The organism is Robinsoniella sp. (assembly GCF_034124845.1).
On the sequence record NZ_JAWYAJ010000308.1, the window covers coordinates 1 to 13096 of the forward strand.

Below are 13096 nucleotides of genomic sequence, written 5' to 3' on the forward strand. Positions count from 1 at the left end.
TATATCCCCTTTCAAATCCACTCCATGAAAAAAATACCCGGCAAATACCTGACGGGTTCATGAGCAGTATTCATTTCGTATAATAAGCAGCGACGCATGTTCGCTGCTTATATTGTGTTTTCTTATTTATTATTTTCGCAGCTCTGATTACCAACCGTACAGGATGTCTTACATGCTGACTGGCAGGAAGTCTGACATTCTCCACAGCCACCTTTTTTCATTGTGTTCTGAAGTACCTGTGTATTTAATGTTTTAATATGTTTCATGGTCTTAGCCTCCTTATTTCATGAACTTTTGCTATTATAACATATATTTTTTTATTTTAAAAGTGTTTTTTTATACACTTTTTTCACATTTGTGTGTTATAGTAGTCAAATAAACTACACACCAAAGAAAGGATTTATCATTTATGAAGAAGAAATTCATTGTTTTTGCACTCACTTTGTGCATGACAGCATCTTTAGCCTTAAGCGGCTGCCAAAAAAAATACGTCACCCTGGGAGATTATAAGGGTCTGAAACTTGAAAAAGTGGTACCCGAAGTCACGGACGATGAAGTACAAGGCGAGATTGACACTGCCCTGGAAGACAATGCAACTTCAACTGAAATCACCGACAGAGCTGCAAAAGAAGGGGATACCGTAACCATGGATTTTGAAGGTAAGATAAACGGCACTCCATTTGAAGGCGGAACTGCAGAAGATTATGACCTGGAACTGGGAAGCGGCGAATTTATCGAAGGCTTTGAAGAACAGTTAATCGGGGTTAAAAAAGATGACAAGAAAGATGTCACGGTTACTTTCCCGGAAGACTACGGCGATGACAATTTAAACGGAAAAGAAGCCGTATTCTCAGTAACGGTAAAATCCATCAAACAGATTACTCCTGCCACCTATAACGATGAATTTGTCAGCAGTATTTCCGATTATAAAAATACCGCAGATTACGAAGAGAACCTAAAAAACGAACTTCTTGCAAGCAAAGAAGAGGATTCCGAATACACATTAAAGGACGATGCCATCAATGCAGTGATTGAAGGTTCAACATTTAACGGCTATCCGGATGAATTATATGAAAAATGTAAAAAGCAGGTTGATGAAAGCAATGCCTACTACGCAGAACTGTTTGGGGTTACCATTGAAGATCTGGCAGGCAGTGAAGAAGATATCAAGCAGACTGTAATCAGTACGGTAAATGAACAGCTGGCGATTGAAGCAATTGCAGAAAAAGAAAAAATCAGTGTTACCGATGAAGAATACAAATCTTATGTAAATGATAATCTTGAATATTACGAAGTATCCTCTGTAGAAGAATTCGAAAAAAATAACGACAAAGACAGTGTTATGAGCGAACTTCTAAAAGATAAAGTATGTCAGTTTCTGGTTGATAATGCTCAGGTTACAGAGGTTACGGAAGATGAAAAATACAGCGATGACGGCGAAGGAGATGAATTCGGCGATGAAACAGAGCCTCCAATGGACGATGCCGAAACCGATGATTCCGAAGCTGATGATTCCGAAGCCCCACAGAGCGAGTCAGATACAGCAGCTTAGATTCACCTGCAGTATCAGCTGTTCCATCGAATGTCTTTATAAAAAGAAGCGGATAGTCATATCATTGTGACTGTCCGCTTTTCCTTTTCATATTCTGGATAACCCCCAGCTGAGTAGCTTGGTTCTAAATAGCACAACACGCCTATTGCACATGAAAAACTGCATTCTGACCAGCCAGCAGCATTTCATGCTCTTCACGGCTTCTGCTGATGAACTCATAAGTCAGAAACAGGGGATTAATTCGTTCCACCAGTCCGGGAACCTGAGGGTCTGTAAATGGCTGGTGCAGGTCTATCTGAAAAATATAAGTAAAGATCTGGGACCAGCGGTCATAATAGTGATCCTTCCAGGCTATTTCTGTTCTCTGCATCTCTTTTACAGCTTCCCCTGTCAGCGACTGATTCAGATGTATGCCTTTGATCCAGCTGCACAGCTCTCCATGCTCCTCCAGCTGCTTTTGTATATAAGCGATTCCTTCTCTTTGATTCCGGAGATCTAAATTTGTATGAAGCAGATGTCCCGTATCCAGCATGATTCCTTTTTTCTCATAGTGAATGCCATCCATCAGCTTCTGTGTCATCTGGGGACTGGTAAATGTAAATCCGGGCCACCAGAGATTTTCCATCAGGAAATAAAACGTATACTTTTTGTTATCCAGAAGTGCGTTCACGATCTGGCAGACCGCCTCAATAACTTCTTCATCCGTATATGCAAACTGATATGTAAGAGACTCCTTTATCTTAACCTCACTCACATGAAATACTACATATTCTGCATTGACGCTCTGGGCAAAATCCAAATTCTTTTGAAATTTACGCAGCAGTGCCTCTTTGGTTCTTCCGCCAAATACTTCCTCTACAGTATCCATGCTGTCATATTCCCTGATCAGTGCCTCTTCATTCTCTGTCCATAAATCCATCCAGGCATTAAAAGAAATCAGATGAACCCCGATTACCTGATCAGGCGGAATCCTGCAGGTATCATCCAGTCCGATATTCATATACTCATATCCATCACATCCAAAATTCTGACAGAATGCCTGTAAATCCTGGTCACCGTGAAAACGCTCCAAATCATCAGGGCTGTCTGTCAGATTAATCATCCGTTTCATTTTATTTACCTCTTTTTTCTGTTTCTTATCCATTTTCAGCCGCTCCCTTGCAAACCATGACAAAATAAGCTATAATTCTTAAAACTAAAGATAGCAAAGGATATGATATTATGAAGCTGAACAAACAATTTTCGATTACAGGTTATACATTAAAAATGATCGCTATTATTACAATGCTCATAGACCACATTGGCGCATTTACACTTGGGGAAGGATTATTGTATCAGGATTATATTCAGTCCAATCCCGTCCTTTTTGAGAATCTGAAAATTCTCTATATGGTAATGCGCCAAATCGGCCGTATGGCTTTTCCCATCTTCTGCTTTCTGTTAGTAGAAGGATTTATCCATACAAAAAATGTCCGGAAATATGCTCTTAGGCTGCTTCTTTTTGCATTTATCTCAGAAATTCCTTTTGATCTGGCTTTAGGAGGAACCTTCTTTGATTTTAACCAGCAGAATATTTTCTTTACACTATTTATCGGGCTGGTTGTCATGATAATGGCTTCCCGCTTTGAAGGTAAGGTTATCTTTCAGCTGATCACCTTTATTGTGGGAATGCTCGCCGGCTACCTGCTAAACGTAGACTATAGTTTTATGGGCATTTTCTTATTGGAAATCCTGTATTTCTTCCGCTTTAACAGGAAAAACCAGGTTTCCAGCGGAGCAATTTCCGTTTTATGGGAACCTGCAGCTGTCCTGGGCTTTATTCCCATCTGGTTCTATAACGGAGAGCGGGGGCGTTCCATGAAATACTTTTTCTACTGGTTTTATCCGGTACACATCTTAATTCTTGCAGTCATTAATATGATTTTCTTTCCAAGATAATAATTTAAGACACGCTGCTGCGTGTCTTAAATTTACGTTACCAAATTACTCATAAGGGGCTTTTAAATTGCACTTTTCTAACCTTCTACTATCAGATAACGTCCATCCGGAAGATGAAACACTTCTGACGCTTCTTCCAGTTCATCCCCAGACATATCTGAAGTATCCATTCCGGCTTCTTCAAAATAATCTCTGACCTCTTCCAGGGTATTCACCGTCACCGCCATTACATCATCCAGAAATTCATCTGCTTCTTCCAAAGTTTCCGCAACTTTCTCATCAAATAATTGTAACTGGTTTTCCAAAAATGCCTTCAGGCACACATCATCGTATTTATACATCTATATTCCTCCCTTTGAATCCAATAATGTTTTCAGAACCTTTAAAACACCGTCATTTACGTTTTCATCAGCTATATGCTTTGCTGCTTCCAGTACTTTCGGCTGGGCATTGGCAACTGCATAGCTCTCTTCTGCACTGGCTATCATTCCCAGATCATTATTATTGTCACCAAATACCATGGTTTCTTCTCTGGAAATACGAAGCGTCTGCTGGATGGTCTGCAGCGCTTTCCCTTTATCTGCATCAAAATCCATAAAATCAATCCAGGGCTCTCCGGCAATCGTTACATGAAACCTGTCTTTCCACTGTGCAACCACTTCCTCAGCAATATCCTGAACACCGGTACTTTTATAAATGGAAATTTTGATAATTTCAATCTCTTCTTTCAGCACATCCTGGACCAGGCGCATATCATTATGGTATCCCTCAGTCAGCAATTTTAAAAAGTCTGCATCATCATCTTCGATATACATAGGCCCTCTGGTGGAAGCTGTGAGATAACACCCCGGCTGTGTACGGATAAAGCGGATCAGTTCTTCTGCATCTTGGCGGTTCAGTACGGTAGATGACATTTCATATCCTCTGCAGACCACATTCGAGCCGTTTTCCGATACAAAAATCATCTCATTTTCAATTGGTGCAAACAATCTTCGGATACTTGCGTACTGCCTGCCGCTGGCAGCTGCAAACAGAGTACCCTGGTCTTTTAATTTCAGGATTACATCAAAAATTTCTTCATTTATTTTATCGCTTCCCTCTACCAGCAGTGTACCATCAATATCTGAAGCAACCAGTTTAATCATCGTTCTCCTCCCATACAGCATTTCCTGTGGCTGATATCCGTTTTGTTTCCATGTTGAATGTTATCATATTTTCCTTCCAGGACTTCTTCCAGGGTTTTCTCTACCAGATCTGTATGAAAATTACAGATATCTAAAATCCCCGGCTGGGCATTGTCCATTGCAAAACTATAGGAAACATTTTGAAGCATTTCCACATCATTATAATGATCACCGAATGCCATCGTCTCCTGTGGCGTTACCTGAAGTTCCCGGTAAAGATCCTGCATTGCAGTCCCTTTATTAACTCCTTTTGGAACGGTGTCCAGCCAGAGATTGCCCGAAGTTACAACCGTAACTTTCTCTCCAAAACGCTCATTCCAATAATCCTCTGAATTATTAATCCCGTTCTTTTCATAGACAGATATTTTAAGATAGGGTTCTTCCACCTTTAAAATATCATCTACTACCGTTACTGTGTTTTTAACCACGTCACGGATATGTAGCATATACGCCTCATCCTTGGGTTCTATATAACAGGTATTTACACCTGAGAGCAATGCTTCGCAGCCTTCCCGCTCCATCATGGCCTTTAGTATTTCCTGACCTGTATTCCTGGGAATGATGTGCTTAGCCAAAATTTTATCCTGATATACAACAAGGGAACCATTTTCACATATAAAAGCAATCTCATCACTGACCGGAGCAAACAGCCTCTTCAGATTAGGGTACTGTCTGCCGCTTGCCGCCACAAAGATACGCCCCTGCTTTGTCAGTTCATGAATCAGCTGGACAGTTCCCGGCTTTAAATCCTGAGCACCATTTTGTAATAAAGTTCCGTCTAAATCACTTGCTATTAGCTTGATCATTTTGACCTCCTTGTATCCTGGACAGGTTTGAGAAATTCCTTTTCCAGCATAGCTGATATTTCCAAAGGAGTATTTACGATTCTTTTGGCGTGGTTTTCTTCTAACTCTTCTCTGTCACGAAATCCCCACAAAACGCCCACCGTATTCATTCCTGCTGCATTTCCTGTCTGCATATCGGTATTCGTATCACCTATATATAAGCATTCGTCACAGGGAACCTGAAAATATGATGCAATCTTCAGTGCTCCGTCCGGAGCCGGCTTTCTGGGAATTCCTTCCTGCTGTCCCTGAATGTAATCAAAATACCCTTTTCCAAAAAGTGATTCCACTACATCTATTGCCTGCTCATGAGGCTTATTTGAAAAAACGCTGATTTTAATCTGGTTGGCTTTTAACCACTTCAATAATTCTGTAATCCCCGGAAACGGTTTCACATGATACATGCAATCCTTTGCAAAATAAGCCCCGTACAGACTGCTCAACTCATCAAAACGCTGACATTCCAAGTCTCCATTTTCCCTCAGACACCTTCTTACCAGTTCTGCTGATCCATCTCCTGCAAAATACCGGTAACGGTCAGTCGGAAAAGCGGACAGCCCCATGGCTTCAAGCGCCCGGTTTCCACAATAGGCCAACGATTCTACTGTGTCTGCCAGTGTTCCATCCAAGTCAAAGATACATACTTTAATCATAATGTCTCCTCTTTCTTTGTTCTGGTGAATATTGTCATTTCTACAAAAGCTAGAATAGCACGAAAAATTCCCCGAGTCAATGACCCGGGGGACCTTATTGTGCCAGAGCATGTTTGGAAATGTAACAGTTCAGACAAGTCAGAACTGTTACTTGAAAATTGCTTTCTGGCAGCTATGCGTTCCAGTATTTAAATGATCTCCTGAAACAAATCTTTAACCGTTGGATAAATCTTTACAAATTTTTTGTATTTTTCTTCATATTTTGCAGCTATTTCCGGTGTGGGTTCTATTGTATCTACCACACGTACAATAGCTGCTGCTGCTTCTTCCACATTTTTATATTCCCCGCAGGCAACCGCCGCCAGCATCGCTCCGCCAAGTCCCGGTCCTTCTTCACTGGCAATGACGTCAACTTTAATGTTTAATACATTAGCAACAATCTTCTTCCAAAGCGGGCTCTTGGCTCCGCCTCCGCAAATCTTCGTTCTTTCGATATGAATTCCTAAGGATTTCGCTACTTCAAACGAATCCCGGATTGCAAATGCAACCCCTTCTAATACCGCCTGAGTCATATCTGCTCTGGTGGTATCCATGGTCATGCCGATAAAAGTTCCTCTTGCATTGGGATTGTTATGAGGGGAACGCTCTCCCATCAGATAAGGCAGGAAAAATACATTATTCTCACCTAATTTTGTAATTTCACTTTGCTCTTTTGCATATTCTTTGGTGCCGATGATATCATCCATCCACCATTTATTACAGGACGCCGCACTTAACATACATCCCATCAGATGATAATGCCCGTCGGCATGCGCAAAAGCATGAAGTGCATTGTGCTCATCCACACCAAAATCTTTGCTGGAAATAAAAATGGTTCCGGATGTTCCAAGCGAAATATTACACATTCCGTCTCCTACCGTTCCGGTTCCCACGGCTGCTGCCGCATTATCTCCCGCACCTGCCACTACTTTCACTGTTTCCGGAAGTCCCAGTTCTCTGGCAGCATCAGGCTTCAGAGTTCCCACAACTTCATAGCTTTCATAGATCTTCGCCACCTGTTCTTCTGTAATTCCGCAGATATCCAGCATTTCCTTGGACCAGCACTTATTCTTTACATCAAAGATCAGCATACCGGAAGCATCGGATACATCTGTACAAAATGCACCGGACAGTTTATATGCCAGATAATCCTTTGGCAGCATAATCTTTTTAATCCGTGCAAAATTTTCCGGCTCGTTATTTTTCACCCAGAGAATTTTGGGTGCCGTAAATCCTGCAAATGCAATATTTGCCGTATATTGGGATAGCTTATCCTTACCGATCACTTCATTTAAATAATCGGTTTCTTTCCCGGTTCTGCCGTCATTCCAGAGAATCGCCGGGCGGATGACCTCATCCTTTTCATCCAGGATGACCAATCCGTGCATCTGACCGCCAAAACTGATTCCCGCAACCTCTGCCTTATTGCAATCAGCTGTCAGTTCCTGTATTCCCGTAACGACTGCGCTCCACCAGTCTTCCGGTTTCTGTTCCGACCATCCCGGGTAGGGAAAATTCAGCGGATATTCTTTTGAAACTACATTTTTAATCGTACCATCTGCTTCCATTAACAAAAGTTTTAACGCAGACGTACCTAAATCTACTCCTATATATAACATCTGACTGTTACCTCTCTTCCTTTAGTCAAAAACACCGCCTGAGTGTGTTTTAATTACTTACTGACAGCTGTGCCAGCTTTGTGTGAGAAGCGCACTCCAAGACCTGTTTTCTGCTTACTCACAAAATAAATCCCTGACTCTGAATGCCGTTTGTAAAACTAACAAAAAGCCCGCACTGCGAGCTTCCTATTGTTTGATTCCCGCGAGCAACGAGCCAAACGGACACGCTGGCGCGTCCATTTGGCGACTGCCGCGAGGTTCAAAAACCCCGTTGCTTGCATCGGGGTTTTTGACTTGATACTGCCGTTTCTATGCAAATGGATTTTCTGTCTTATATAACATTCCCTTTGGCTGGTTAAATCCAATTTCTTCTACATCTACACCGATGAATTTAAATACTTCATAAAGTGCTTTTCCATAATGTCCGAATGCTACGGCTCCGTGATGAGGATAATTGCCCTCTACCAATACGTGACGGTAGAATCTGCCCATTTCCGGAATCGCAAAGATGCCGATCGCTCCAAAGGAACGGGTTGCTACCGGGAGAACCTCTCCATGTGCAATGTATGCGCGCAGCTTGGAATCTGCTGTACTCTGCAGTCTGTAGAATGTAATATCCCCTGGAACAATATCACCTTCCAAAGTTCCCTGTGTAACTTCTTCCGGAAGTGCTCTTGCCATGATCATCTGATATTTCATAGCGCAGAAAGATAATTTTTTAGAGCTGGTATTTCCGCAGTGGAATCCCATGAATGTATCTTTCTGTGTATAGTCAAACTTTCCTTTGATATCATCTGCGTACATATCATTTGGAACTGTATTGTTGATATCCAGTAATGTAACTACGTCTTCACTTACGCAGGTTCCGATAAATTCGCTGAGTGCTCCATAAATATCTACTTCACAGGAAACCGGGATGCCCATTCCGGTGAGACGGCTGTTTACATAGCATGGAACAAATCCAAACTGTGTCTGGAACGCAGGCCAGCATTTTCCAGCAATTGCTACATACTCTCTGTAACCTTTATGCTCTTCTACCCAGTCTAACAGAGTCAGTTCATACTGTGCAAGTTTTGCAAGAATTTCCGGTTTTTTATTTCCTTCTCCAAGCTCAGACTCCATATCCTTTACAACATCTGCGATACGAGGATCATCTGCATGCTTATTAAATGCTTCGAATAAATCCAGTTCTGAATTTTCTTCAATCTCAACTCCTAAGTTGTAAAGCTGCTTGATCGGTGCATTACAAGCCAGGAAATTCAATGGACGAGGTCCAAAGCTTATAATTTTCAATTTGGAAAGACCAACAACTGCTCTTGCAATCGGAACAAATTCTTCAATCATATCTGCACATTCTTCTGCATTTCCAACCGGGTATTCCGGAATATATGCTTTGATATTGCGCAGTTTTAAATTATAGCTGGCATTTAACATACCACAGTAAGCATCCCCGCGGCCCTGAACAAGATTGTCTCCGCTTTCCTCTGCTGCCGCAACAAACATAGACGGTCCGTCAAAATGTTTTGCCAGTAAGGTTTCCGAAATTTCCGGTCCGAAGTTGCCAAGGTAAACAACCAGTGCATTACATCCTGCTTTCTTTACATCTTCCAAAGCCTGCACCATATGAATTTCACTTTCAACGATGCAGATTGGACATTCGTAAATGTTTTCTTCGTTATATTTTTCCTTATAAGCTTTTACCAGCGCTTCTCTTCTGGATACAGATAAAGATTCCGGGAAGCAGTCCCTGCTTACAGCTACAATACCGATTTTTACTTTTGGCATGTTATTCATATTGTTTTCCTCCTGAATGAAATCATTAATATATGCAATTATTATTTTTGCTTTTCAAAATAATCAAGCTGTTTTTGTCTCACTATTATAAAGAAAGATTTTCTCCTTTAATACCGTTAAAGGCTCCGTCAATTTTTGCATCCGGATGCCCTACCAGCCATTTATTCTTAGCTGTTAAAAGTTTGTCTTCCAGATCTCCTCCGTGGCAGAGGTCCAGAGGAAGATTGGTATCTCTTGGAAGTATTACAACACACTGAAATCCCTCTTCGCAAGTATTGCAGGGCGCATAGTGCAGGGTTGTGGCATAAACTTCTATTACCGTTCCAGCCGGAACAAAAAATGCTTCGATTTTAGAAGAATCATATGTATAATCAGACGCAATATCCTGCTGCATTCCCAGCATAAGCACCAAATCGGTCACAGCCACATTTACTTCTGATGAGCGGTGGTATTCTACCGCATTTAATAAGTGATTATGTCCGTTGCAGTATCCAATCTGTATTGGCAGTTCTCCGTATGCAATCGTCTGCATCTTCTCATATACCGGCAGCTCTTCCAGTTCTGGAACAGATGGTACATAAACAACATCTTCCGGTAGAGGTGTGGATTTCATCTTCTCAATTAATTCGCCGCAATCAATATCTTTTATAATACGGCCATACTTTCTGAACTTTTCATCGGTTACTTTGTAAGTTGCAAGCACAGAATTCATCCTCCTTTATGCTTTCTGAATTAATTAGTTCATTTACTAAACTTTATATTCACAGTATACTTCTTGTCTGGTAATTTTGTCAACTGTTTTTTATAAATCCGGTATACTTTTTTCCTGTACAGCATTGCATAAATAATTGGATCATCTTTGCACCATAAACAAGCCTGCCCAAAGGATAGCTCAAAAACTATTCTTCAATCAGGTCATGCATAATTTTATGGAACTGCCTGCCGCAGCGCTCAACTTCTTCCAGCACCAAATCTATCTTTTTTTCTTCCAAAAACCAGTTATTCCGGTTAATCCCACGGGTCTGTGCAGGACATACATAAAATTCTGTTTCCGGAAACAAAAGCTGATAGTACATCAGACACCTTCTGGCATGATACGCCTGACAGGAAATGATGGCTCTATTCACCTGCAGCCCTAATTTTTCTGTAAGCTTTCTGCAATAGATGGCATTCTCATAGGTAAAGGTAGCCTCTTCTTCCATATAAATAACTTCTTCTGCTACTCCAACATCCTGCAAAACTCTGCTCAGGAACTGGCTTTCGGTGGGAAATTCCATCCCGCAGTAAGCTTCAGGCGATTCTGCCCCCTCAAACTTCCCCTTTAAGACACTGAATTTCCCCGAAACCATAATCCGCTCTGCAAATCCCCGCTTATATAATTCAGCCCCATGCAGAGCAATCTCACCATAACTGCCTCCCGGAATAAAAATAAGATCCGACAACACCGGATCATTGTCTACAAAAATAAAATCTGTGATGTTATCATAAAAGTTTTTCAAGTTTATGTACTCCTTTTCTTAATTTTAATTATTGATTATTCTACCACCAACTCTCCCGAATGTGAAACCATTAAACAGTCTTCCCTCACGACAACGCCAGACATTATTAACATTATTTTGACATTCACACATTAACGTGCTATACTATCCCAGATAAAAAGCTGGAAGGAGATATACAAATGAGACGCAAAGCGCTTAAGGCAGCCTTTCCACTTACATTGCCGATTATGGCAGGCTACCTGTTTCTGGGGCTGGGATTCGGAATCCTTTTGGAAAGCAAAGGTTTTTCCTTTATCTGGGCTTTTTTTATGAGTATTATTATTTATGCCGGTTCCATGCAATATGTTGCAATTGAATTACTCGCCGGTGGTGTTACTTTTCTTTATACTGCTTTTATGACAGTAATGATTCAGATACGGCATCTCTTTTACGGACTGTCACTAATCGATAAGTATCGCTTTGCCGGACGTAAAAAACCACTATTGATCCATGAACTTACAGATGAGACTTATTCTCTGATCTGTTCCGCTGTTCCGCCTGAAGGGGTTAACGGAGAGTGGTTTTATTTATTTATCTCTATACTGGATCACTGCTATTGGATTTTTGGATGTACCCTGGGGGCAATTCTGGGTTCTCTGATTGATTTTAATACAAAGGGCATAGACTTTGTCATGACTGCCCTGTTTATCGTTATATTTACAGAACAATGGCTTACAAGCAAAGATCATATACCAGCACTCATCGGAGTGGTCTGCTCTGTGATATGCCTGATCCTGTTTGGGAGCAGTAATTTCATTATCCCATCCATGATATCCATTTCTGTTCTCTTAACCGTATTTCGTAAGCAACTGGAAAAGCGAGGTGGCCTAAGCAATGAGAATTCCTGATTTACAGGCTTTTATTATGATTCTGATTATGGCAGGGGTTACCTTTTTTATCCGCGGGCTTCCTTTCCTTTTATTTCCGGGAAATAAGAAGACTCCCGCCTATATTATGTACCTAGGCAAAGTACTTCCCTTTGCTATTATCGGAATGCTGGTTGTATACTGTTTTAAAAATGTTTCCGTTGTTTCCGCACCTTTTGGCATACCGGAATTAATTGCACTGGTTGTGATCGTCATTCTCCATGTATGGAAAAGAAATACACTGGTCAGCATTGGAGGGGGTACCCTGCTTTATATGTTTCTAGTGCAGGTACTCTTTTAGAAATACCGTGGAATACACTACTTGGATACCTGACCCTGGCAGGTCTTTATCTGACCATCCAGGATCGTTACCTACTGGTTTCCCAAATGCTTCTTTGGCATATTGCACTCAAATAAAAAACTGCCGAACAGTTGATTTTCAACCGCCGGCAGTTTTTTATTTTATCTCTAATCCGCCTAAAATACAAGTTGCCCGGATATAAATAGTAGGTGCTCCCGGCATCGGCATCAGCCTTGCCTTGTTAGAAACACCGCCTAGGATAGGCGTATCATCAACCTTTACATTAACATACTCCGGTACTTTAATTTCAATTCCGCCAAACAGAGACATTACATCTATTCTCACATCTGTTTCAAAAATGGCATTTCTCAAATCCAGTTCCACGCCTCCGAAAACCGCATTCACCAAAGCTCCATCAAAAATATCACCGTTATAGTTTATATTTCTGGAAGAAAACAATGCCGTAAAACTGGGCATATTCTGAAGTGCACCGTTTCCGCTCTTTTCGACACTGTGTATCTCCGACGGATTCTGTCTCTGTCCCTGATAAGACTGCTGCCCCTGAAATCCCCCTGCATAATTCTGATTACTCTGCTGATTTTGCTGGTTTGGAGGCTCCTGGTAATTCTCTTGTCTATAACTCTGATAAGTCTGCTGTCCACGGTATTCCTGCTGACTCTGATATTCATTTCTCCGGTCATTTCGTTCCTGATAACCGCCCTGTCCACCCGGGGCCTGCTGCCAGCCATCATTCTGACTGTTCTGGT

At 41.4% G+C, this 13096-nt stretch carries 15 protein-coding genes; 4 read left to right on the forward strand and 11 right to left on the reverse strand.

Features of this window, described 5'->3' with window-relative positions; all coding sequences use genetic code 11:
* Window positions 1-122: 122 nt before the first annotated feature.
* Window positions 123-266, reverse strand: coding sequence for a six-cysteine ranthipeptide SCIFF (scfA, locus tag ACH2DQ_RS15540; protein ID WP_044289475.1), 144 nt, complete (start codon window positions 264-266; stop codon window positions 123-125).
* A 143-nt stretch (window positions 267-409) separates the two neighbouring features.
* Here scfA and tig point away from each other — a divergent pair, with 143 nt between their 5' ends.
* A complete protein-coding gene (gene tig / locus ACH2DQ_RS15545; protein ID WP_394915691.1) occupies window positions 410-1552 on the forward strand; it encodes a trigger factor in 1143 nt (380 codons plus the stop codon).
* Window positions 1553-1694: 142 nt separating this feature from the next.
* Here the strand turns inward: tig and ACH2DQ_RS15550 are convergent, their stop codons facing one another.
* On the reverse strand, window positions 1695-2696 hold the full coding sequence (locus ACH2DQ_RS15550; RefSeq protein ID WP_394915692.1) for a TIM barrel protein: 1002 nt from the start codon (window positions 2694-2696) through the stop codon (window positions 1695-1697).
* A gap of 77 nt (window positions 2697-2773) precedes the next feature.
* Between ACH2DQ_RS15550 and ACH2DQ_RS15555 the strand changes: the two genes are divergently transcribed.
* Window positions 2774-3490 (forward strand): TraX family protein, encoded by a 717-nt coding sequence (locus tag ACH2DQ_RS15555; RefSeq protein WP_394915693.1) that lies wholly within the window; start codon window positions 2774-2776, stop codon window positions 3488-3490.
* A 77-nt stretch (window positions 3491-3567) separates the two neighbouring features.
* Here the strand turns inward: ACH2DQ_RS15555 and ACH2DQ_RS15560 are convergent, their stop codons facing one another.
* The 8 genes from ACH2DQ_RS15560 to ACH2DQ_RS15595 all read right to left on the reverse strand — a co-directional run bounded on the left by ACH2DQ_RS15560 (window position 3568) and on the right by ACH2DQ_RS15595 (window position 11123).
* A complete protein-coding gene (locus ACH2DQ_RS15560) occupies window positions 3568-3831 on the reverse strand; it encodes a glyoxalase (RefSeq protein ID WP_394915694.1) in 264 nt (87 codons plus the stop codon).
* A complete protein-coding gene (locus tag ACH2DQ_RS15565) occupies window positions 3832-4635 on the reverse strand; it encodes an HAD family hydrolase (protein WP_394915695.1) in 804 nt (267 codons plus the stop codon).
* Window positions 4632-5480, reverse strand: a complete 849-nt coding sequence (locus tag ACH2DQ_RS15570) for an HAD family hydrolase (RefSeq protein ID WP_394915696.1) — start codon at window positions 5478-5480, stop codon at window positions 4632-4634. The genes ACH2DQ_RS15565 and ACH2DQ_RS15570 overlap by 4 nt, the downstream gene beginning before the upstream one ends.
* Window positions 5477-6172, reverse strand: a complete 696-nt coding sequence (locus tag ACH2DQ_RS15575) for an HAD family hydrolase (RefSeq protein ID WP_394915697.1) — start codon at window positions 6170-6172, stop codon at window positions 5477-5479. The genes ACH2DQ_RS15570 and ACH2DQ_RS15575 overlap by 4 nt, the downstream gene beginning before the upstream one ends.
* A 188-nt stretch (window positions 6173-6360) precedes the next feature.
* Window positions 6361-7830, reverse strand: a complete 1470-nt coding sequence (gene xylB, locus ACH2DQ_RS15580) for a xylulokinase (protein ID WP_394915698.1) — start codon at window positions 7828-7830, stop codon at window positions 6361-6363.
* A 309-nt stretch (window positions 7831-8139) separates the two neighbouring features.
* Complete coding sequence (locus tag ACH2DQ_RS15585; protein WP_394915699.1) at window positions 8140-9624, reverse strand: L-fucose/L-arabinose isomerase family protein; 1485 nt, start codon at window positions 9622-9624, stop codon at window positions 8140-8142.
* Window positions 9625-9709: 85 nt separating this feature from the next.
* On the reverse strand, window positions 9710-10336 hold the full coding sequence (locus ACH2DQ_RS15590; RefSeq protein WP_394915700.1) for a DUF4867 family protein: 627 nt from the start codon (window positions 10334-10336) through the stop codon (window positions 9710-9712).
* Window positions 10337-10523: 187 nt separating this feature from the next.
* On the reverse strand, window positions 10524-11123 hold the full coding sequence (locus ACH2DQ_RS15595; protein ID WP_394915701.1) for a YdcF family protein: 600 nt from the start codon (window positions 11121-11123) through the stop codon (window positions 10524-10526).
* 179 nt (window positions 11124-11302) lie between these two features.
* Here ACH2DQ_RS15595 and ACH2DQ_RS15600 point away from each other — a divergent pair, with 179 nt between their 5' ends.
* Window positions 11303-12010: an AzlC family ABC transporter permease gene (locus ACH2DQ_RS15600; RefSeq protein WP_394915702.1), complete on the forward strand. Its 708-nt coding sequence runs from the start codon at window positions 11303-11305 to the stop codon at window positions 12008-12010.
* The gene (locus ACH2DQ_RS15605; RefSeq protein WP_394915703.1) at window positions 11997-12329 is read left to right on the forward strand and encodes a branched-chain amino acid transporter permease; all 333 of its coding nucleotides are present in this window, start codon (window positions 11997-11999) and stop codon (window positions 12327-12329) included. The genes ACH2DQ_RS15600 and ACH2DQ_RS15605 overlap by 14 nt, the downstream gene beginning before the upstream one ends.
* A 156-nt stretch (window positions 12330-12485) precedes the next feature.
* Here ACH2DQ_RS15605 and ACH2DQ_RS15610 read toward each other — a convergent pair.
* A partial coding sequence (locus ACH2DQ_RS15610) for a LiaF domain-containing protein (RefSeq protein ID WP_395027351.1) occupies window positions 12486-13096 on the reverse strand: 611 nt, incomplete at its 5' end.

What these genes read in the sequence shown, in the direction of transcription:
- ACH2DQ_RS15550 (WP_394915692.1), bottom strand. Translation starts at nt 2,696, where the DNA reads ATGGATAAGAAACAGAAAAAAGAGGTAAATAAAATGAAACGGATGATT.
- scfA (WP_044289475.1), bottom strand. Translation starts at nt 266, where the DNA reads ATGAAACATATTAAAACATTAAATACACAGGTACTTCAGAACACAATG.
- ACH2DQ_RS15565 (WP_394915695.1), bottom strand. Translation starts at nt 4,635, where the DNA reads ATGATTAAACTGGTTGCTTCAGATATTGATGGTACACTGCTGGTAGAG.
- ACH2DQ_RS15570 (WP_394915696.1), bottom strand. Translation starts at nt 5,480, where the DNA reads ATGATCAAGCTAATAGCAAGTGATTTAGACGGAACTTTATTACAAAAT.
- ACH2DQ_RS15605 (WP_394915703.1), top strand. Translation starts at nt 11,997, where the DNA reads ATGAGAATTCCTGATTTACAGGCTTTTATTATGATTCTGATTATGGCA.
- ACH2DQ_RS15575 (WP_394915697.1), bottom strand. Translation starts at nt 6,172, where the DNA reads ATGATTAAAGTATGTATCTTTGACTTGGATGGAACACTGGCAGACACA.
- ACH2DQ_RS15585 (WP_394915699.1), bottom strand. Translation starts at nt 9,624, where the DNA reads ATGAATAACATGCCAAAAGTAAAAATCGGTATTGTAGCTGTAAGCAGG.
- ACH2DQ_RS15560 (WP_394915694.1), bottom strand. Translation starts at nt 3,831, where the DNA reads ATGTATAAATACGATGATGTGTGCCTGAAGGCATTTTTGGAAAACCAG.
- ACH2DQ_RS15600 (WP_394915702.1), top strand. Translation starts at nt 11,303, where the DNA reads ATGAGACGCAAAGCGCTTAAGGCAGCCTTTCCACTTACATTGCCGATT.
- xylB (WP_394915698.1), bottom strand. Translation starts at nt 7,830, where the DNA reads ATGTTATATATAGGAGTAGATTTAGGTACGTCTGCGTTAAAACTTTTG.
- ACH2DQ_RS15555 (WP_394915693.1), top strand. Translation starts at nt 2,774, where the DNA reads ATGAAGCTGAACAAACAATTTTCGATTACAGGTTATACATTAAAAATG.
- tig (WP_394915691.1), top strand. Translation starts at nt 410, where the DNA reads ATGAAGAAGAAATTCATTGTTTTTGCACTCACTTTGTGCATGACAGCA.
- ACH2DQ_RS15590 (WP_394915700.1), bottom strand. Translation starts at nt 10,336, where the DNA reads ATGAATTCTGTGCTTGCAACTTACAAAGTAACCGATGAAAAGTTCAGA.